The organism is Marinobacter nauticus (assembly GCF_003634635.1).
GTDB lineage: Bacteria > Pseudomonadota > Gammaproteobacteria > Pseudomonadales > Oleiphilaceae > Marinobacter > Marinobacter nauticus.
The window spans coordinates 1,076,587-1,097,009 of record NZ_RBJB01000002.1 but is presented as its reverse complement, the minus strand read 5'-3'; the positions used below and the strand labels follow the sequence as shown (position 1 = coordinate 1,097,009).

Here is a 20,423-nt window from a genome sequence, read left to right as displayed (position 1 = left end):
AGCCCGCCTGTGCGGGCTTTTTTGTTGATAGGTCAGCTGGTTAGCGTGCTAATCCTTCCTTTATTTATGGCCAGAAGTGTTCTATGTTCTAGAACGAACCGGATGTTTGCCCGTATACCCGTGCGGGTAATCGACTATAACTATCAAGAAAAGGAAGAACACACATGACACTGAAACTCAAAGCGTCCGCTTTTGCCGTTGCAGCCGCCGTGAGCCTGGGTGCCGCGTCCTCTGCGGTTTCCGCGCAGGAACAGCGCTTCGTGACCATCGGTACCGGTGGTGTTACCGGCGTTTATTATCCGGCGGGTGGCGCTATCTGTCGCCTGGTGAATATGGATCGCAAGGAGCATGGTATCCGTTGCTCGGTTGAGAGTACCGGTGGCTCCGTTTACAACCTGAACGCCATTCGCCAGGGCGAGCTGGACCTGGCTGTTGCCCAGTCCGACTGGCAATACCACGCCTACAATGGCACCAGCCAGTTTGAAGATGCGGGCAAGAACGAGAAGCTGCGTGCGGTCTTCTCTCTGCACCCTGAGCCGTTCACCGTGGTTGCCAGCAAAGGTTCCGGCATCAAGACCTTTGAAGACCTGGAAGGTAAGCGCGTGTCTGTGGGTAATCCGGGTTCTGGCCAGCGCGCCACAGCAGAAGTGCTGATGGATGAAATGGGCTGGACTATGGATAAGTTCTCGGTGGCGGCTGAGATCAAGGCTGCCGAGCAGTCCCAGGCGCTGTGCGATGGCAACATTGACGCTTTCTTCTATACCGTTGGCCACCCCTCCGGTGCCATCAAGGAAGCCACCACGTCCTGTGACAGTGTAATTGTTGCCGTTGACAACAAGGCGACAGAAGCGTTGATCAAGGAAAACCCATACTACCGTAAGGCAGTGATTCCGGGTGGCATGTACCGTGGTTCCGACGAAGATGTAACCACCTTTGGTGTGGCTGCTACGTTCGTTTCCTCAACTGACGTTCCGGAAGATGTCGTTTACGAAGTGGTCAAGGCCGTGTTCGAGAACTTCGACAGCTTCAAGCGTCTGCACCCTGCCTTCGGCAACCTGAAGAAAGAAGAAATGGTCTCTGATGCCCTGAGTGCGCCGCTGCACCCGGGCGCGGCCAAGTACTATCGCGAGGCTGGCCTGATCGACTGATCGGCCAGGCATGTCAACAGAGCGGGCTGAGGCCCGCTCTGTTGATTCAGTAAGGTTATTTCCCATCACAGGAACATTCTATGGCAAAGAATGACCCCGGTACCGGGGCGGGAGTTGATGCCAGCAAGGTAGAACAGGTATTGCAGACCGAAACCGGAGGCCGGGCGCTGACCGGGCCTGCAGCGGTTATCCTGTTCATCGTTCCGGTGTGCTGGTCGTTGTTCCAGCTCTGGATTGCATCACCCCTGCCGTTCATTCTGAATTTCGGAATATTCAATTCCACCGAAGCGCGCTCAATCCATCTGGCGTTTGCGGTGTTTCTTGCATTCTCGGCATTCCCGATGATCAAGGGGGTGCATGCCAACAAGGTGCCCATATATGACTGGGTGTTGGCTTTGGCTGCTGCATTTGCGGCTTCCTATCTTTATGTTTTTTATGATGCTCTTTCGCAGAGGCCGGGGGCACCAACCACCATGGATCTCTGGGTGGCGTTGGGTGGCCTGGTATTGCTGCTGGAAGCTACCCGGAGGGCCCTTGGGCTCCCGCTGACTGTTGTTGCGGCGGTTTTTATTGTCTATTCACTGGCCGGCCCTTACATGCCGGATGTGATTTCTCATAAAGGCGTGAGCCTGAACAAGCTGGCTTCCCACCAATGGCTCGGAACCGAGGGGGTATTCGGGGTTGCTCTTGGGGTATCTACCAGCTTTGTTTTCCTGTTTGTGTTGTTCGGTGCCTTGCTTGAGCGAGCGGGAGCCGGTAACTACTTTATCAAGGTGGCTTACGCCATGCTGGGGCATATGCGCGGAGGTCCGGCCAAGGCGGCGGTGGTTTCCAGTGGTCTGAGTGGGGTGATTTCCGGCTCCTCCATCGCCAATGTGGTGACCACCGGTACCTTCACCATTCCCCTGATGAAACGGGTCGGTTTCCCGGCTACCAAAGCCGGCGCGGTTGAAGTGGCTGCGTCCACCAACGGCCAGCTTACCCCGCCAATCATGGGGGCCGCGGCCTTCCTGATGGTCGAGTACGTGGGGATTTCCTATCTCGAGGTGATCAAGCACGCTATTCTGCCGGCACTGATTTCCTATGTTGCGCTGATTTACATCGTCCATCTGGAAGCCTGCAAGCTGAAGATGGAAGGGGTAGAGCGGCTGAATCGTCCAACCCTGGCCCAGCGCATGCTGAACTGGGTGGTCATTCTGATTGGCCTGATCGTACTGACCTTCGCGGTTTATTACGGGGTTGGCTGGACCAAAGGGGTGCTGGGTGAGGCTGCGCCCTGGGTGCTCGGGCCAATTCTGGTTCTGATCTATGCGGGACTGGTTGGATACGCCACCCGATTCCCGGAGCTGGAGGAAGACGATCCCAACAAAGAGATGACCGAGTTGCCGGAGGTGGGGCCCACGGTTAAAACCGGGCTCTACTATCTGCTGCCGGTGGTGGTGCTGGTCTGGTGTCTGACGGTTGAACGCTTTTCGCCCCAGCTGTCTGCCTTCTGGGCAACCTTGTTCATGATCTTTATCGTTATTACCCAGCGGCCGCTGAAGGCATTTTTCCGCAAGCATGGCGGATTGATGTCTGAATTCATTGGCGGCATCAGTGACTTGTTCCATTCGCTGGCGACCGGCGCCAGGAACATGGTGGGTATTGGCGTTGCGACAGCGACGGCCGGCATCGTAGTTGGTACGGTGACGCTGACTGGTATCGGCCTGGTGATGACCCAATTCGTGGAATTCCTGTCTGGCGGAAATCTGCTGCTGATGCTCATCTTCACCGCTGTGATCAGTCTGATTCTGGGCATGGGGTTGCCGACAACCGCCAACTACATTGTGGTTTCCACCTTGATGGCTCCGGTTATCGTAACCCTGGGGGCCCAGAATGGCCTGATTGTTCCGCTGATTGCGGTGCACCTGTTCGTGTTCTATTTCGGGATACTGGCGGATGATACGCCGCCCGTGGGGCTGGCCGCCTACGCGGCGGCCGCAATCTCAGGAGCAGACCCGATCCGAACGGGTGTCCAGGGTTTTACCTACGATATTCGAACCGCCATTCTGCCGTTCATGTTCATCTTCAACACGCAGCTGTTGTTGATTGGTCTGACTGGCTGGTTTGATCTGCTGGTTACGGTGTTCAGCGCCGTCACGGCCATGCTGGTGTTCTCGGCGGCAACCCAGGGCTTCTGGTTCACCCGGAGCCGGAAGTGGGAAACCCTGTTGTTGTTGCTGATTACCTTCACCATGTTCCGGCCCGGTTTCTGGTGGGACATGATCTATCCGCCGAACGAAGAGCGGCCGGGGACCGCCGTTATGGAATACGTGGCGGATGTGCCTGCTGATGGTGAGGTGGTGCTGAAGGTGTCAGGCATGGCGCTGGATGGCAGTGATGTCACCACCTACGTCGAGCTTGAGATCCCTGGAGGTGAAACCGCGCAGGAGCGCCTGGCGGGTGCAGGCCTGGAAGTGTCAGAGCAGGGCGGTGATCTGGTGGTGGATTTCGTCAACTTTGGCAGTGCTGCGGAAGATGCCGGTATCCAGTTTGGCTGGACCATTGATGCAGTCCAGATTGAGCTGGAGCGGCCACCGAAAGAGTTGATGTTTATCCCGGCACTGTTGCTGTTGGGGCTGGTCGCTTTCGGTCAGCTCAGGCGCAAGGCACGGGAGGAGGCCCAACCCCAGCCGGCCTGATTGGCTTCGGCTCCGTAAAAACCCGGCGTTGCTGCCGGGTTTTTTTCTGTTAGACTCGCCCTCAAATCCGGCTCGCGGTTTGTGTCGCGCAGCCCGGCAACCAAGTGATCTTTGGTATAGATCACCGCTGAGAAACCACGAGGAGATAAACATGCCCGTCATTACCCTGCCAGATGGCAGTCATCGCAGTTTTGCTGAACCCGTAACCGTACACGACGTTGCCGCAGACATTGGCGCGGGCCTGGCCAAAGCGGCCCTGGCCGGAAAGGTTAACGGAAAGCTTGTGGATACCAGCCACCTGATTGAAAACGATACAGAGCTGGCGATTGTGACGGAGCGTGATGAAGACGGCGTGGATATTATTCGCCACTCCACTGCCCACCTGATGGCCATGGCGGTTCAGGAGCTGTTCCCTGGCGCCCAGGTCACCATCGGTCCGGTAATCGAGAACGGCTTCTACTACGACTTCAAATATGAACGCCCGTTTACCAATGAAGACATGGCGCGCATTGAAAAGCGTATGGAAGAACTCGCGAAACAGGATCTTCCGGTATCACGCTCCATTATGTCCCGGGACGAAGCGATCAAGCTGTTTAACGAGATGGGCGAGGAGTACAAGGTTCGCATCATCGAAGACATTCCGGGAGAGGAAGACCTGTCATTCTATCGTCAGGGCGACTTCATCGATCTTTGCCGTGGTCCTCACGTGCCCAGCACCGGTAAGCTCAAGGCCTTCAAGCTGACCAAGGTGGCCGGGGCCTATTGGCGTGGCGATACCAGCAATGAGCAGTTGCAGCGTATCTACGGTACGGCCTGGGGTAACAAGAAAGACCTCAAGGCCTACCTGCACCGCCTGGAAGAAGCCGAAAAACGGGATCATCGCAAGATTGGCAAGAAGCTGGGCCTGTTCCACATGCAGGAAGAAGCCCCGGGTATGGTGTTCTGGCATCCGGATGGCTGGTCCCTCTATCAGGAGGTGGAACAGTACATGCGTGCCCAGCAGCATAAGCATGGCTACAAGGAGATCAAGACACCTCAGGTGGTGTCGCGGACCCTGTGGGAGAAGTCCGGTCACTGGGACAAGTTCAAGGATGACATGTTTACCACTGAGTCCGAGAAGCACGATTACGCCATCAAGCCCATGAACTGTCCGTGTCACGTGCAGGTGTTTAATCAGGGGCTGAAGAGCTACAAGGATCTGCCGCTGCGCCTGGCCGAGTTTGGCTCCTGTCACCGGAATGAAGCTTCTGGCGCGTTGCATGGCCTGATGCGGGTGCGTGGTTTTACCCAGGATGATGCCCATATCTTCTGTGAGGAAGATGGTATCCAGGAAGAAGTGTCTGCATTTATTGCCATGTTGCACGAGATATATGCAGACTTCGGCTTCAGTGAAATTCTTTACAAGCTGTCCACCCGCCCTGAAAAGCGGGTAGGGTCGGACGAAGTCTGGGACAAAGCCGAGGCAGCGCTCGAGCAGGCGCTGAACCGTGAAGGGGTTGACTGGGAGCTGTTGCCGGGCGAAGGTGCCTTCTACGGCCCGAAGATCGAATTTTCTCTGAAAGATTGCCTCGGTCGGGTATGGCAGTGTGGTACCATCCAGGTCGACTTCTCGATGCCGGGTCGTCTGGGGGCGCAGTATGTGGCCGACAATTCCGAGCGCAAAACGCCGGTTATGCTGCATCGGGCTGTACTGGGTTCCTTTGAGCGCTTCATCGGTATCCTGATCGAGGAGTACGAGGGTGCTTTCCCGACCTGGCTGGCACCGACACAGGTTGCTGTCCTGAATATTACTGATAAACAGCGTGATTACTGTCAGAATCTGGCCAAAAAACTGGATTCTTTAGGCTATCGGGTTAATGCTGACTTGAGAAACGAGAAGATCGGCTTTAAAATCCGCGAGCATACTCTAAATAAGGTTCCCTATCTGGTTGTTGTTGGCGATAAAGAAATCGAGAACAACGCCGTTGCCGTCCGGACACGTAAGGGCGAAGACCTGGGAACCATGTCGGTCGACGATTTTGAAAAGCTGCTTGCAGCTGACGTCGAGCGCAAAGGTAGAACCAAAACGGAGATCTGATTATTAAACAGCGAGCGAATCGGGGTGGGCGCGCACCCAAGGCGCCTATCAATGAGAACATTGACGCAACTGAAGTCCGACTGATTGATGCCGAAGGCAATCAGGTCGGGATTGTTCCGATCGAAGACGCCCTGCGTATGGCGGAAGAGGCGACCCTGGATCTGGTGCAGGTTACGGATTCCGATCCGATCGTCTGTAAGATAATGGACTACGGCAAGAAGATCTTTGAAGAGAAAAAGGCCAAGGCGGCTGCCAAGAAAAAGCAGAAGCAGACGCAGGTCAAAGAGCTGAAGTTCCGACCAGGAACGGAAGAAGGGGATTATCAGGTCAAACTACGCAACCTGGTACGTTTCCTTGAGAACGGGGACCGCGGCAAGATCACAATCCGGTTCCGTGGACGTGAGATGGCACACCAGGAAATTGGTATGAAGCTCATGCAGCGGATTGAGGAAGATGTGGCAGAAATAGCCCAGGTTGAGATGCGGCCGAAAATGGAAGGCCGGCAGATGACCATGGTTATCGCTCCCCGCAAGAAGAAGTGAACCTGATCCCGTGACGGGTCCCCCGCATTAGCGGGGGATTTGTCGTTCAGGGGCACAATTGTTTATCCAAAATAGAATGCGGAGTTTTAAAAATGCCGAAGATGAAAACCAAGAGCGGAGCTACCAAGCGGTTCAAGAAGACCGCCACTGGCTTCAAGCACAAGCAGTCCTTCACCAGCCACATCCTGACCAAGAAGAGCCCGAAGCGTAAGCGTCAGCTGCGCGGTACCAAGCTCATCGCCAAGTCGGACGTAGCGTCTATCAAGCGCATGACCGCGTGCTGATTCAGCCGCGCGAATCATTCCTTAGAAAGTAAAGGTAGAAGGATTAAAGTATGGCTCGTGTAAAGCGTGGCGTGGTAGCACGTCGTCGTCACAAGAAGATTCTCAATCAGGCCAAAGGTTACTACGGTGCCCGTAGCCGTGTTTACCGCGTTGCCAAGCAAGCGGTTATCAAGGCCGGTCAGTATGCCTACCGTGACCGTCGCAACCGTAAGCGTGCATTCCGCGCTCTGTGGATTGCCCGTATCAACGCTGGCGCCCGTGCAAACGGTCTGTCTTACAGCCGTCTGATCGCTGGTCTGAAGAAGGCGAATGTTGAAATCGATCGTAAGGTTCTGGCCGATCTGGCCATGAACGAACAGCAGGCGTTTGCCGCTGTTGTTGAGAAGGCCAAAGCGTCCCTGTGATCGCTTAAGCTCTTTCATCGATTGCTGATCGATCCGGGCGCCCCATGTTTCATGACGGCGCCTTCTGATAGGGGAAGGGCACGCTCTTCCCCTATTTTTGTTTTAACCTACCCCATTTCTGGTTTGGAGCAGGGTCAATGGAAAACCTGGAGCAACTGGTTCAGGACGGGTTGAATGCCGTGGAAAAGGCCGACAACCTGCAGGCGCTTGATCAAATTCGTGTGGAATACCTCGGCAAAAAGGGTGTGATTACCCAGCAGGCAAAAACTCTGGGCAAGCTCTCTGCGGAGGAGCGCCCTGCGGCCGGCCAGAAGATCAATGAAGCCAAGGGGCAGGTGGAGCAAGCCATCAACGCACGGCGGGCAGATCTTGAGAAAGCGGCCATTGAAGCCAGGCTTGCGGCGGAATCCATTGACGTAACACTGCCGGGAAGGGGGCAGGACCTGGGTGGTTTGCATCCGGTAACCCGCACCCTGCAGCGCATTGAGGAAATCTTTGCCCGTGCCGGTTATAGCGTAGAGCAGGGGCCTGAAATCGAAGACGATTACCACAACTTCGAAGCTCTGAATATTCCCGGGCACCACCCGGCTCGTGCCATGCACGATACTTTCTATTTCAATCCGGGTACCTTGCTCCGTACCCACACCTCGCCGGTACAGATTCGGACCATGGAGGCAGGCAAGCCACCGTTCCGCATGATCTGCCCCGGACGGGTCTATCGCTGTGATTCCGATATGACTCACACCCCTATGTTCCATCAGGTGGAAGGTCTGCTGGTGGAGAAGAATGTCAGCTTCGCGGACCTGAAAAGCACCGTGGAGGAATTCCTCAGGGTTTTCTTTGAGCGGGATCTGAAAGTTCGCTTCCGTCCCTCCTACTTCCCGTTCACCGAACCATCGGCGGAAGTGGATATTGAATGGGGACGTGAGCCGGATGGCAGCATCAAGTGGCTGGAAGTGATGGGCTGCGGCATGGTGCATCCGAAAGTGTTCGAATATTGCGGTATTGATTCCGAGGAATATCGCGGGTTTGCTTTTGGTCTGGGTGTCGAGCGCCTGGCCATGCTTCGTTATGGAGTAAAAGACCTGCGTATGTTCTTCGAAAACGACCTGCGTTTCCTTCGTCAGTTCCGTTGATACGACACCAGGAATTGGCGTAACAGGCTCAGAATCAACCGAATCAGGACAGGACCAGGATAATGAAATTCAGTGAACAGTGGCTGCGCGAGTGGGTAAACCCGAACATTGGCTCTCAGGAGTTGATGGACCAGATCACCATGGCCGGGCTGGAAGTCGACGGCTTTGAGGCCGTGGCTGGCGAATTTTCCGGGGTGGTTGTGGGTGAGGTTATTTCCGTTGCGCCCCATCCGGATGCCGACAAGCTGCGGGTGTGTCAGGTGAGCAATGGCGAGCAGACCGTGCAGGTGGTCTGTGGTGCCCCCAATGTTCGCCACGGGCTGAAGGTGCCTTTTGCCGAGGTGGGCGCTGTACTGCCCGGCAATTTCAAGATCAAGAAAGCCAAGCTTCGGGGGCAGCCCTCCGAGGGTATGCTGTGTTCGGAATCCGAGCTGGGCTTGTCCGATAACCATGACGGCCTGATGGAGCTCCCGGAGGATGCCCCGGTTGGGCAGCCGGTGGTTGACTATCTGAAGCTGAATGACATCACCATTGATGTGGATCTGACCCCGAATCGCAGCGACTGTCTGTCCATCAAGGGCCTGGCCCGGGAAGTGGGCGTGTTGAACAGCCTGGTCACCAATGCGCCTTCCATTCCGCACGTGGAAGCGGAGCACTCGGAAGTGCCTGACATCCGGGTGGAAGCCCCTGAGGGTTGCCCCCGTTATCTGGGGCGTGTTCTGCGAAACGTCAATCTGCAGGCAGAAACGCCGCTCTGGATGCAGGAGAAGCTGCGTCGTTCCGGTATCCGTTCCATTGATGCGGCGGTGGATGTCACCAACTACGTCATGCTGGAACTGGGCCAGCCCATGCATGCCTTTGACCGGGATGAGATCAAAGGTGGGATTGTTGTGCGTATGGCTGGCTCGGGCGAAAAACTGGTATTGCTGGACGGTCAGGAGGTCGAGCTTACTCCGGAAACGCTGGTGATTGCCGACCACGAGAAGCCAGTGGCCATTGCCGGTGTGATGGGGGGCGAGCATTCCGGGGTGAGTGAGAAAACCCGGGATCTGGTGCTTGAATCCGCCTTTTTTGACCCGATCACGCTGGCCGGCAAGGCTCGTCAATATGGCCTGCATACAGATGCCTCCCACCGTTTTGAGCGGGGCGTGGATTATGAGCAGGCACGGGATGCCATGGAGCGGGCAACCGGTCTGCTGATGGCTATTGTCGGGGGTGAGCCCGGCGAAATTGTCGAAGTGGCCAGCAAGGAACACCTGCCAAAGGCGCGGGTGATTGATCTGCGTGAGCAGCGCCTGGCGGATGTGTTGGGGCTTAGAATTGACCGCACTACCGTTGAAGAGATTCTCAGCCGGCTTGGCCTGCACATCGACAAGCTGTTGAAAGACGGCTGGCGTATCAGTGTGCCCAGCTTCCGGCCGGATATTTCCATCGAAGAAGACCTGATCGAAGAGGTCGGTCGCATTTTTGGTTATAACAATCTGCCGGTCACCGAGCCAACCGGCTCGCTTGGGCTGCGGGCCCGGGAAGAAGCGGTTCGGCCGCTGTCTGCTGTGCGTAACTTTTTCGTCGCCCAGGGCTACCAGGAAGCGGTGACCTACAGCTTTGTTGATCCCAAGGTTCAACAGCTGGTGGATCCGGAACGTGAGGGGATTGCGTTGGCCAATCCCATCTCGTCGGATCTTTCGGTGATGCGCACGACGCTGTGGAGCGGCCTGCTTAAAACCGTGGGCTACAACCAGAACCGGCAGCAGCCCCGTATTCGCCTGTTTGAGACCGGTTTGCGATTCGTTCAGGATGCCGATGGCATCAGTCAGCAGCCGATGCTGGCAGGGGTGGTGGTTGGTAACCAGAATCCCGAAAACTGGGTAAACGGTCGCAGAACCACGGATTTCTTTGATGTAAAAGGGGAATTGGAAAGCCTGTTCCGACTGCTTGGCATCGAGGTTGATTTTATTGCCAGCCAGCACCCTGCGCTGCATCCGGGCCAGACGGCGGAACTGTTGAGGGATGGCGAGCATGTGGGCTGGCTGGGTGCACTGCATCCACAAGTTCAGAAAAATCTTGAACTTAATGGCACGATCCTGATGTTTGAGCTATTCTTGAATTCGATCGTTGCCGGTTATGTGCCTAATTTCAAAGATATTTCAAAATTCCCGGAAGTTCGCCGGGATTTGGCTATCATTATCGGGAGCGATGTGGCGTTCGCCCAGGTAGAACATGTGGCCCGTAAACATGCTGGCGAGCACCTCACGGCGTTGCGTGTGTTTGATGTCTATGAAGGTGAAAGCCTGGGTGAGGGTAACCGAAGCCTGGCTCTGAGCCTGTTCTGGCAGCATCCTGAACGCACGCTTAACGAGGACGAAGTGCATTCGCTCTTCAATGGGGTTATCGATGCCCTGAAAGAAGAGTTGGGGGCAACACTGAGGAGTTGACAGATGGCGGCTTTGACGAAAGCGGACATGGCAGAGCGCTTGTACGAGGAGTTGGGGCTTAACAAGCGGGAAGCCAAGGAAATGGTGGAAGCTTTCTTCGACGAAATCAGAGGCGCACTCAGCCACAACGAGCAGGTGAAGTTGTCGGGTTTCGGCAACTTCGATCTCAGGGACAAGAAGCAGCGACCGGGACGGAACCCGAAAACGGGTGAGGAAATTCCCATCAGTGCACGGCGCGTAGTTACGTTTCGACCAGGTCAGAAACTGAAGCAGAAAGTAGAAGCGTATGCTGGAACCCAGTCATAACAATGAGCTCCCGGTTATTCCGGGCAAGCGTTATTTCACCATTGGTGAAGTAGCCGAGCTGTGTGCGGTCAAGGCGCATGTGTTGCGCTATTGGGAGCAGGAATTCCCGCAGCTGTCGCCGGTCAAGCGCCGGGGCAATCGCCGTTACTATCAACGCGCGGATGTGATCACCATCCGCCAGATCCGCAGCCTGCTGTACGATCAGGGCTACACCATTGGTGGTGCCAAGCAGAAGCTCAGCAGCAGCGAAGTGAAGGATGATACTTCACAGTACAAGCAGTTGATCCGTCAGATGATCACCGAGCTTGAGGAAGTGCTGGATGTGCTGAACACGCCGGTGCGCTGAAACAGCAGTAAGCCTGTCTGCATTGAAGAACGACAAAGGCCAGAGTGGCGAGAGCTGCTCTGGCCTTTGTGTTTTTGGTGCCTGGAGGCCTATTTTGTTTTGCAGGTTTTGATGCCGAGCAGGGAATAGGCAGGGCAGTTTCCCACCAGTGCTGTTGCCAGCGGTACAATGCCAATCCAGCCCCAGGGCGTCTGAGGGCCAACAAAGACCAGGGCCAGCAGGACAACACCCACGATGGCACGAATAATACGATCAGCGGAACCCATGTTTACCGTCATCTTGGTCTCTCCTGTGTGATGTCGGATGATGGTTTGACTATAGGCCTGTTATTGGCCGGATTCAGTGATAAAGTCACACAGGCAGACGACTTTCGATACAAGGCAATGCGGAATGGCCAGGCACAGTATTCTCGACACACTACATGACTCCTTGCGCAAAGATGCCCTGGAGGGTCTCCGGGCCATGCGTTTCCCTCCCGGGCAGGTGCTGTTCAGTGCTGGAGAGCATTGCCGGGGGCTTCCCCTGGTGCTGGATGGCAGTATCAAGGTGCAGATGACCGGAGCATCTGGCCACAGCATCGTGCTCTACCGTATGGGCGCTGACGATATCTGCACGTTGTCCATTGGCTGTCTGATGACGGGCCGTGGCTACCGGGCTGAAGCCATCGTTGAAGAGGAGGCAGAAGCCGCCATTATCCCGCGCGGATTATTCGATCGGCTGATGGATCAGTCGGCAGAGTTCCGGCTGGGGATTATGGAGTCCTATGGCCGTCGACTTGACGATCTGATGTTGTTGGTTGAAGAAGTAGCGTTTCACCGTATGGATGAGCGCCTGGCGGAGTGGCTTCAGGCCCGTGCGGCTGATGGTCAGAGTGTACTGAATATTACCCATCAGGAGCTGGCCGTGGAGCTGGGAACGGCCAGGGAAGTGGTCAGCCGACTGCTTAAAGAACTCGAACGCCGGGGCCAGGTTCGGTTAGCCCGCGGCCGGGTTGAGCTCACCGGATTACGGAAAACCGCTTCACCGGCGTGAGAAACTGTGCGTCAGGCGCGCCAGCTGCTCCGAAGACTTCTCGAGGTTAGCTTCTGCCAGACCATAGGCTTCCGTCAGGGTGATGGGAGCGGGGGTGATCGAGAAAGCCGCTGTTAACCCAACGCTATGGAGCGGAGCCAGTTCAGCCCCTAATTTTCCACACAGGCCAATCACTGGTACACCGCAGGCATGCGCCAGTCTGGACACGCCGGCCGGCGTTTTTCCAAAGGCGCTTTGAGCATCGATGGCGCCTTCCGCGGTGATCACCAGATCCGCGTTGCGGATATGCTGCTCCAGTTTGACGGCCTCCATCACCAGCTCTATTCCCGGTTGGAGTCGGGCGCCCAGAATACCCTTGACCGTGCCACCGATACCCCCGGCGGCGCCACTACCGGGAAAGCTGGCAATGTCCAGGCCCTGCGCCTTAACCAGACGGGAAAAATGCGCAAGATTGGCGTCCAGCTGACGAACGTCGTCTTCATTGGCGCCTTTCTGCGGCCCGAAAACCGCTGCCGCTCCCTCCGGGCCCAGCAACGCATTGGTAACATCACAGGCCACAATCAACTGGATGCCGTTGAGTCTGCGAATGGCAGGTTCAAGGTCCGCCGTGGCCAGTCGTGCCAGGCCTGCACCGCCGGGCCCGATTTCCTCGCTCTGGTTATCCAGCAGGCGCGCCCCCAGAGCCTGCAGTATGCCCGCGCCGCCATCCGTTGTGGCGCTTCCTCCCAGGCCCATGATCAATGTTTTCGGCCGGTGTTTCAGGGCTGCCAGAATCAACTCTCCGGTACCACGGCTGGTTGCCCGGAGCGCATCACGGGCCTCGGCGGGTACACAATGCAAGCCACTGGCTTCAGCTACCTCAATGACGGCGGTTTCGTTGTTATTGGCCAGGCCAAAGCGGGCTTCGATACGCTCACCCAGCGGGCCCGTGACGGCCACCGTATGCAGTTGCCCGCCCAGAGCCTCTGTCAGTGCCACTGTGGTTCCTTCGCCCCCATCAGCGAGAGGGATTTCTACAATCTCATCCTCCGGGGCAGCGTTGCGCCAACCACGGGCGATGGCAGAGGCAACTTGCTGCGCTGAGAGACATTCCTTGAAAGAGTCGGGGGCAACAACGATCCGCATCTTACTGTCCTCGGTCTTTAACGTTTTCCATCACGACAAAAGTGCTGGTCTGGAGTACGTGGGGCAGGCTGGAGATCTGTTCTCCCAGAACCTGGCGGTATTCAGCCATGTTGCGGGTACGTATTTTCAGAAGATAGTCGAAATTCGCCGCCATCATATGACACTGCTCCACCGCGGAGATTTGTCGGACGGCCTCATTGAACGCCGCCAGTGCCTTGCTGCTGGTGTCATTCAGGGTGACCTGGGCGAACGCAACATGAGAGAGCCCCAGCTTGGTCTGATTCACCATGGCGCTGTAGCCGGTAATGTATCCCTGATCTTCCAGCCGTTTCATTCGTACCTGACAGGGAGTCTTTGATAAACCGACCCGGGAAGCAAGGTCTGTCACGGTAATACGGCCGTTCTTTTGCAGTTCCCGGATGATGGAAAGATCGATTCTGTCGAGATCTGCCATGACTGCTATCCTTTGAGATAGTGGATGAATTTTTTTAAAAGGCCGAAACGTCCAATATTAGCGAAAGTGCAGGCTTATAGGTAATTTTTCAGGTACCAAAAAAGGAAAATAATAATCTATTGTGATGCTGAACAGGCTAATTGCATGTACCTGCTTCGCTAAAATGCGGTCAGTATTCAAACAATCAGGAGGGTACACCATGAGTCTTCAGCAATCTGTGGCACCGGAGCTCAACGACATTCGCCAGGCGATCCGTGCAAACTACCTGGCAGATGAACATGAAGTGATTCACCGGCTGATTGCTGAGGCCCAGTTGTCGGATGAAACCCGAAAGGCTATTTCGGCCCGGGCGGCAGAGCTGGTGCGTGATGTCCGCAACAGCGCACGCCCGACCATCATGGAAAAGTTTCTCGCCGAATATGGGCTGACCACCAAAGAAGGTGTGGCTCTTATGTGCCTGGCGGAGGCTTTGCTGCGGGTACCCGACAATCTCACCATCCAGGACCTGATCGAAGACAAGATCACCTCGGGCAACTGGGGTGCTCACGTGGGCAAAGCCAAATCCGGAATGATCAACTCGGCCACCCTGGCCCTGCTGATGACCAGCAACCTGCTGAAGGATTCCGAGCGCCAGAGTGTGGGTGATACCTTGCGTAAGCTGGTAAAGCGCCTGGGCGAACCGGTTGTGCGCACCGTGGCGGGCCAGGCCATGAAGGAAATGGGGCGCCAGTTTGTACTGGGCCGTACCATTGAAGAGGCGCAGGACCGCGGCAAGTCCCAGGAAGAGCGGGGCTATACCTATTCCTATGACATGCTGGGCGAAGCGGCGCGCACCGATGCCGATGCTCAGCGTTATTACCAGGCGTACTCTGATGCCATTGACAGCATCAGCAAGCGCTGCAAAGGCGATGTAAGAACGAATCCGGGTATCTCGGTGAAGCTGTCGGCGCTGCTGGCACGCTATGAGTACGGGCATAAAGAGCGCGTGATGAATGAGCTCATGCCCCGGGCACTCAAGCTCGCCAAAAAGGCAGCAGCGGCCAACATGGGCTTCAATATTGATGCCGAAGAGCAGGATCGTCTGGATCTTTCCCTGGATGTGATTGAGGCCATCCTGTCCGACCCGGAACTGAAAGACTGGCAAGGTTTTGGTGTTGTGGTCCAGGCGTTCGGCAAGCGTGCCTCGCAGACCCTGGACTGGCTCTATGCGCTTTCTGAAAAACTGGATCGCCGCATCATGGTGCGGCTGGTTAAAGGTGCTTACTGGGATGCCGAGATCAAGCGTGCCCAGGTGATGGGCCTGTCAGACTTTCCGGTCTTCACCCGCAAGGCCTGCAGCGACGTCGCTTACCTGGCCGGTGCTCGCAAGCTTTTGGGCATGACCGACCGTATCTACCCGCAGTTCGCCACCCACAACGCCCATTCGGTGTCAGCGGTGCTGGAACTGGCCAAGGATCTGAGTCGGGATAAATTCGAGTTCCAGCGCCTGCATGGTATGGGGGAATCCCTGCACGATCAGGTTCTGGAGGACAGTGGTGTGCCTTGCCGGATCTACGCGCCGGTGGGTGCTCACAAAGACCTGCTGGCTTACCTGGTTCGCCGGTTGCTGGAGAACGGTGCCAACAGTTCTTTTGTTAACCAGATTGTGGATACCAGCATCACCCCGGAAGAAATCGCCAAAGACCCGATTGATGTAGTGGTGGAGCTTGGCCATAACCTGTCCAGCAAGGCGATCGTGCATCCGTCGAAAATTTTCGGTGAGCAGCGTCGAAACTCCAAGGGCTGGGATATTACCGATCCGGTGACGGTGGCTGAGATTGATGAAGGTCGTAACCGTTACAAGAGCCATCAGTGGAAAGGTGGCCCGATACTGGCCGTGGATTCTGTCAGTGACGAAGTGGTTGAGGTGCGGAATCCTGCAAACCCGGACGACCTGGTCGGTCACATCACCTATACCTCAGAGGCGGATATTTCGTCGGCTCTGGACGCCGCTCAGGAGGGCTTCAAACAGTGGTCTTCGGTACCGGCGGAAGAGCGTGCGGCCATGATTCGCAGGGTCGGCGACCTGTACGAAGAGAACGTGCACGAGCTGTTTGCGTTGACCACCCGAGAAGCAGGCAAATCCCTGCTGGATGCCGTGGCCGAGATTCGTGAGGCCGTGGATTTTGCCATGTTCTATGCCAACGAAGGCATCCGTTACAAGAATGACGGCGAGGCCCGTGGTGTAATGTGTTGTATCTCGCCCTGGAACTTCCCGCTGGCGATCTTTACTGGCCAGATTCTGGCGAACCTGGCGGCCGGTAACGCGGTGGTGGCCAAGCCGGCAGAACAAACCTCGCTGCTGGCCTTCCGGGCCGTGGAGCTGATGCATCAGGCCGGCATACCCAGGGCCGCGATCCAGTTATTGCCCGGCACCGGCTCCACCGTGGGTTCCGGCCTGACGTCCGATGCCCGGGTGACCGGTGTGTGTTTCACGGGTTCAACCGCGACCGCACAGCGGATCAACAAGGCCATGACCGAACACATGGAGCCGGATGCACCGCTGGTGGCAGAAACCGGTGGTCTGAACGCCATGATTGTGGATTCCACCGCGTTGCCGGAGCAGGTGGTGCGTGACGTGCTGGCATCCTCCTTCCAGAGTGCCGGCCAGCGATGCTCTGCACTTCGTATGCTGTATGTGCAGAAGGACATTGCCGATAATTTGCTGGAAATGCTTTACGGTGCGATGGAGGAACTGGGTATTGGTGATCCATGGCAGTTGTCGACCGATGTGGGCCCGGTGATCGACGAAAATGCCCGCAAGAAGATTACCGACCATTGCCAGAAATTCGAGCAGCAGGGCAAGCTGCTCAAAAAACTGAACGTACCGGAGAAGGGCCTGTTCGTGTCGCCGGCAGTGCTTCAGGTGAGCGGAATTGAAGAGCTGGAAGAGGAAATCTTCGGCCCGGTTCTGCATGTGGCCACGTTTGAAGCCAAGGACATCGACAAGGTGATTGACGCCGTCAATGCCAAGGGATACGGCCTGACTTTCGGTATTCATAGCCGCGTTGACCGCCGGATCGAGCACATTGCCAGTCGTATCAAGGTGGGTAACACCTACGTGAACCGTAACCAGATCGGCGCCATCGTCGGTTCCCAGCCATTCGGTGGCGAGGGACTGTCGGGTACCGGGCCGAAAGCCGGTGGCCCGCAGTACGTGCACCGCTTCCTGCGGGGTGAGGTGGTTGAAAAGCCCGCTCAGTCCAGTGACAAGGTGCTCAGTACCGACAAGGCTCAGAAGTTGATCGACAAGCTGGCCAAAGTAGCGGTACCGGAGGCGGAAGGTCGTCAGGCGTTGCTGGATCCCTTCTTCGGCAAGGTGCCGGCGCCTCTGGACGAAGGCTACGAGGAGATGCCGGGGCCGACGGGCGAGCAGAACCATCTGTCCTGCCATGGTCGCGGTCTGGTGCTGTGCCTTGGCCCAGACGCCGAATCTGCCGTTGAGCAGGCCGGCACCGCCCTGTCGCAGGGTAACAAGGTGGTGGTGATTGCACCGGGCGCCGAGAAGGCACTGGCCGATGCCATCAAGGCGGGCCTTCCGGTTGTTGCCAGCGATGGCATGCTTGATCCGGACGCTCTGAGCCATCTGACCGGCTTTGAAGCGGTGGTGAGCGTAGCCGAGAAGCCGCTGCTCAAGCAGTACCGCATGGCGCTGAGTAAGCGTGAGGGCGCGTTGCTGCCGGTGATCACCGAACACAAGCTGGATCAGCGCTACGTGATTGAGCGGCATCTGTGTATCGACACCACAGCGGCCGGCGGTAACGCCAGCCTGATTGCGTCGGCTGAATAAAGCCGGTTTAGGCCGGGGGAGCGCTTCCCCCGGCATGTCCTTTCCTCGCGTTTCTGTTGCGAGCCATTCGCGTTACCATAGCCCGCTTTAGCTACATCATTCGAATCGGGCATCCACTTGCAAAGCAACCATTCCAGCCACCGCGACTCTTCCGGGCGAGCCTCTGAGGCCTCGCAAAATTTCTTCGCGGTCTGTCTGTCACTGACGCTGTGTTTTGTCGTCTATTCAATGCTGATTGTGGCAGTGCCTGTGTATGGACTTCAGCTTGGCGCGTCTCCGCTCGTTCTGGGTGCAGTGTTAAGCGCCCAGTATCTGCTACCGCTGGTCCTGGCCATTCCCCTGGGAGGCATCGTGAGCCGGTTTGGTGGCAGGGCCACGCTGCTGGCCGGGGCGGGCATTATGGTGGCAGGCTTGTTGTCGATGCATGCGTGGTATGGCTATGCGGGCCTCGTGACTGGTCAGTTGCTGGTGGGGCTGGCTCACCTCCAGATGGTTCTGGCCGCCCAAACCATCATTTCAAACCTGGGCACCGGCCAGAGGCTGGAGCAGTACTTTGGCTGGTATGCCACCTGGCTGTCGGGCGGGCAGGTTATCGGCCCCCTGTTGGCCGGTGTTGTGCTGAAGTCTTCTGGTACCCAGTACGTGTTCCTTGTGATGGCTCTGTTTGCGCTGGTCTCGGGCGTTGTAACACTCCGCCTGACCGGGCAGGCGAGGGAGCGTATTCACGTTACCCGAAAGCAGGCGGGTTTCCGGGCGCAATGGCAGCTTGTCGGCAGTAACCGTGGGGTGCAGTTGTCGATTCTGGTCACGGTATTGGGGATGTTCGCACTCGGGGTCTACGGAAGCTATTTGCCAGTGTACCTGGAGAGCCTGGCCATCAGCCCGTTGATTATCGGAGTTCTGGTCAGTCTTCGAGCCGGTGTTTCCATGCTGGTTCGGCCGTTTATGGCGCGCATTATTGCACTTGCCGGAGGCCGCGTGCCGACAGTGTTACTCTCGCTCGGTACCCTTGCCGCTGGCTTGGCTTTTCTGGGGGCGTCTGAGCAGTTGCTGCTGATGGCTGCCCTGGCCATGCTGGTCGGTATCGGTTCCGGCCTTACCCAGCCTTTATCCATGGTGATCCTGGCGGAATCTGTGGAACGTGAGCGGCGTGCAGGGGCATTGGGTATGCGTTTGATGGCAAACCGGGCGGTGCACTTTCTGGCGCCCCTGTTCTTTGGCCTGCTACTTGAACTGAGCGGCTTTACCCTGGCTTTCGCTGCTTCAGGTATACTGATTGGCTTCGCGCTTATTCTGGCGCACCGACTGTTCAGCTCCGGGAATCTGTAACCATGTCTGGCACGGCCTCCGGCACCTATGATCGACTGATCAACCCTGTACTTGTCGCAGGCTGTATTATTATTCTGGTTGGTTTTTCCGTGCGGGCCTCGTTCGGTCTGTTTCAACTGCCGATTGCCCTGGAATTTGCCTGGCCAAGGGAGTCGTTTTCTCTGGCCATCGCCATTCAGAACCTGTTCTGGGGCATCGGGCAACCCATCTTTGGTGCCTTTGCCGAACGCTACGGTGATCGCAAAGCTATCCTGGTGGGCGGTATCTGTTACGTGGTCGGGCTGGTTGCCTCGGCATTCGCCATTACCCCGGGCCAGCACCAGTTCCTGGAGATGCTGGTTGGGTTCGGGATTGCCGGAACCGGATTCGGGGTCATTCTCGCTGTCGTAGGGCGCTCTGCCCCGGAAAAGCATCGCTCCATGGCGCTGGGCATTGCAACCGCAGCCGGTTCTGCAGGGCAGATCATTGGCCCGCCCGTCGCGCAGGCGCTGCTGAGCCAGATGCCCTGGCAAAGCGTGTTCATGGTGTTGGCCGGTTTCATTACGGTGTCGATGCTTGCCCTTCTGTTTATGCGGGCACCCAAGGCGGAGCCCTCGGTATCGACCGATGAACCGATGGGGGTGGTGCTGAAGCGAGCGGTGAAAGACCCGTCGTTCCTGTTCATTTTTATTGGCTTTTTCTCTTGCGGGTATCAGTTGGCTTTCATCACCGCGCATTTTCCGGCGTTTATAACCGAAATGTGTGGGCCAATTACGCCAGACAGCCTGATCTACGTGCTGGGGGTAACGTCAGCGTCCGGGCTCGGCGCCATCTCAATTGCTCTGATCGGTCTGTTCAATATCGGTGGCACACTGATGGCCGGCTGGTTGGGTAACCGTTACTCGCGCAAGTACCTTCTGGCGACGATTTACCTGTTACGAACAATCGTCTCTGCCGCCTTTATCATGGCGCCCATTACTCCTGAAAGCGTGGTGCTCTTCTCGGTGGCAATGGGTTCGTTGTGGTTGGCGACGGTGCCGCTTACTTCCGGCCTGGTTGCGCACATATACGGCTTGAAGTACATGGGCACGCTCTATGGCCTGGTATTCTTTTCGCACCAGCTTGGCGGCTTTCTTGGTGTCTGGCTGGGTGGGGCCCTGTACGACCTCTACCACAACTACACGCTGGTGTGGTGGATTGGTGTGGGCGTTGGCGCGTTGTCGGCACTGATTCACCTGCCGATTCGGGAATACCCCTGGGAGAAGCGTGGGCAGGCGGTTGCTGCCTGATAGAACGACAAAGCCCGGACCTTTCGG

17 protein-coding genes are annotated in these 20,423 nt (G+C 56.9%); 14 read left to right on the top strand and 3 right to left on the bottom strand.

Annotation, left to right across the window (positions count from 1 at the left end; genetic code table 11):
* The first annotated feature begins 164 nt into the window (after window positions 1–164).
* From C7436_RS05415 to C7436_RS05370, 10 genes are all read left to right on the top strand, one after another.
* The gene (locus C7436_RS05415; protein WP_121206945.1) at window positions 165–1,148 is read left to right on the top strand and encodes a TAXI family TRAP transporter solute-binding subunit; all 984 of its coding nucleotides are present in this window, start codon (window positions 165–167) and stop codon (window positions 1,146–1,148) included.
* A gap of 80 nt (window positions 1,149–1,228) precedes the next feature.
* Window positions 1,229–3,829 (top strand): TRAP transporter permease, encoded by a 2,601-nt coding sequence (locus C7436_RS05410; RefSeq protein WP_121206944.1) that lies wholly within the window; start codon window positions 1,229–1,231, stop codon window positions 3,827–3,829.
* A gap of 151 nt (window positions 3,830–3,980) precedes the next feature.
* Window positions 3,981–5,906: a threonine--tRNA ligase gene (gene thrS, locus C7436_RS05405; protein WP_121206943.1), complete on the top strand. Its 1,926-nt coding sequence runs from the start codon at window positions 3,981–3,983 to the stop codon at window positions 5,904–5,906.
* The gene (gene infC, locus C7436_RS05400; RefSeq protein ID WP_081432078.1) at window positions 5,903–6,448 is read left to right on the top strand and encodes a translation initiation factor IF-3; all 546 of its coding nucleotides are present in this window, start codon (window positions 5,903–5,905) and stop codon (window positions 6,446–6,448) included. Before thrS ends, infC begins: the two co-directional genes overlap by 4 nt.
* A 92-nt stretch (window positions 6,449–6,540) precedes the next feature.
* Window positions 6,541–6,732 carry a 50S ribosomal protein L35 gene (gene rpmI / locus C7436_RS05395; protein ID WP_007151842.1) on the top strand — a complete coding sequence of 64 codons (192 nt, stop codon included), beginning with the start codon at window positions 6,541–6,543 and terminating at the stop codon, window positions 6,730–6,732.
* Window positions 6,733–6,782: 50 nt separating this feature from the next.
* Complete coding sequence (gene rplT / locus C7436_RS05390) at window positions 6,783–7,136, top strand: 50S ribosomal protein L20 (RefSeq protein WP_011785532.1); 354 nt, start codon at window positions 6,783–6,785, stop codon at window positions 7,134–7,136.
* A gap of 137 nt (window positions 7,137–7,273) precedes the next feature.
* A complete protein-coding gene (gene pheS, locus C7436_RS05385; protein ID WP_011785531.1) occupies window positions 7,274–8,272 on the top strand; it encodes a phenylalanine--tRNA ligase subunit alpha in 999 nt (332 codons plus the stop codon).
* Between the two features lie 62 nt (window positions 8,273–8,334).
* Window positions 8,335–10,707: a phenylalanine--tRNA ligase subunit beta gene (pheT, locus tag C7436_RS05380; RefSeq protein WP_121206942.1), complete on the top strand. Its 2,373-nt coding sequence runs from the start codon at window positions 8,335–8,337 to the stop codon at window positions 10,705–10,707.
* 3 nt (window positions 10,708–10,710) lie between these two features.
* Window positions 10,711–11,013 carry an integration host factor subunit alpha gene (gene ihfA / locus C7436_RS05375; protein ID WP_011785529.1) on the top strand — a complete coding sequence of 101 codons (303 nt, stop codon included), beginning with the start codon at window positions 10,711–10,713 and terminating at the stop codon, window positions 11,011–11,013.
* The gene (locus C7436_RS05370) at window positions 10,994–11,359 is read left to right on the top strand and encodes a MerR family transcriptional regulator (RefSeq protein WP_011785528.1); all 366 of its coding nucleotides are present in this window, start codon (window positions 10,994–10,996) and stop codon (window positions 11,357–11,359) included. The genes ihfA and C7436_RS05370 overlap by 20 nt, the downstream gene beginning before the upstream one ends.
* Window positions 11,360–11,448: 89 nt before the next feature.
* Here the strand turns inward: C7436_RS05370 and C7436_RS05365 are convergent, their stop codons facing one another.
* On the bottom strand, window positions 11,449–11,637 hold the full coding sequence (locus C7436_RS05365; protein WP_011785527.1) for a YgaP family membrane protein: 189 nt from the start codon (window positions 11,635–11,637) through the stop codon (window positions 11,449–11,451).
* A gap of 112 nt (window positions 11,638–11,749) precedes the next feature.
* Here C7436_RS05365 and C7436_RS05360 point away from each other — a divergent pair, with 112 nt between their 5' ends.
* Window positions 11,750–12,391: a Crp/Fnr family transcriptional regulator gene (locus C7436_RS05360; RefSeq protein WP_121206941.1), complete on the top strand. Its 642-nt coding sequence runs from the start codon at window positions 11,750–11,752 to the stop codon at window positions 12,389–12,391.
* Here C7436_RS05360 and C7436_RS05355 read toward each other — a convergent pair.
* On the bottom strand, window positions 12,380–13,516 hold the full coding sequence (locus C7436_RS05355) for a glycerate kinase (RefSeq protein ID WP_121206940.1): 1,137 nt from the start codon (window positions 13,514–13,516) through the stop codon (window positions 12,380–12,382). The two genes, C7436_RS05360 and C7436_RS05355, sit on opposite strands and share 12 nt — an antisense overlap.
* 1 nt (window position 13,517) lies before the next feature.
* Window positions 13,518–13,970: a winged helix-turn-helix transcriptional regulator gene (locus C7436_RS05350; protein ID WP_011785524.1), complete on the bottom strand. Its 453-nt coding sequence runs from the start codon at window positions 13,968–13,970 to the stop codon at window positions 13,518–13,520.
* A 199-nt stretch (window positions 13,971–14,169) separates the two neighbouring features.
* On the opposite strand from C7436_RS05350, the gene putA reads away from it, so the two are divergent.
* The 3 genes from putA to C7436_RS05335 all read left to right on the top strand — a co-directional run bounded on the left by putA (window position 14,170) and on the right by C7436_RS05335 (window position 20,396).
* Complete coding sequence (putA, locus tag C7436_RS05345; protein ID WP_121206939.1) at window positions 14,170–17,799, top strand: bifunctional proline dehydrogenase/L-glutamate gamma-semialdehyde dehydrogenase PutA; 3,630 nt, start codon at window positions 14,170–14,172, stop codon at window positions 17,797–17,799.
* A gap of 117 nt (window positions 17,800–17,916) precedes the next feature.
* The gene (locus C7436_RS05340) at window positions 17,917–19,128 is read left to right on the top strand and encodes an MFS transporter (protein ID WP_121206938.1); all 1,212 of its coding nucleotides are present in this window, start codon (window positions 17,917–17,919) and stop codon (window positions 19,126–19,128) included.
* Window positions 19,129–19,130: 2 nt separating this feature from the next.
* On the top strand, window positions 19,131–20,396 hold the full coding sequence (locus tag C7436_RS05335) for an MFS transporter (protein ID WP_121206937.1): 1,266 nt from the start codon (window positions 19,131–19,133) through the stop codon (window positions 20,394–20,396).
* Window positions 20,397–20,423 lie beyond the last annotated feature (27 nt).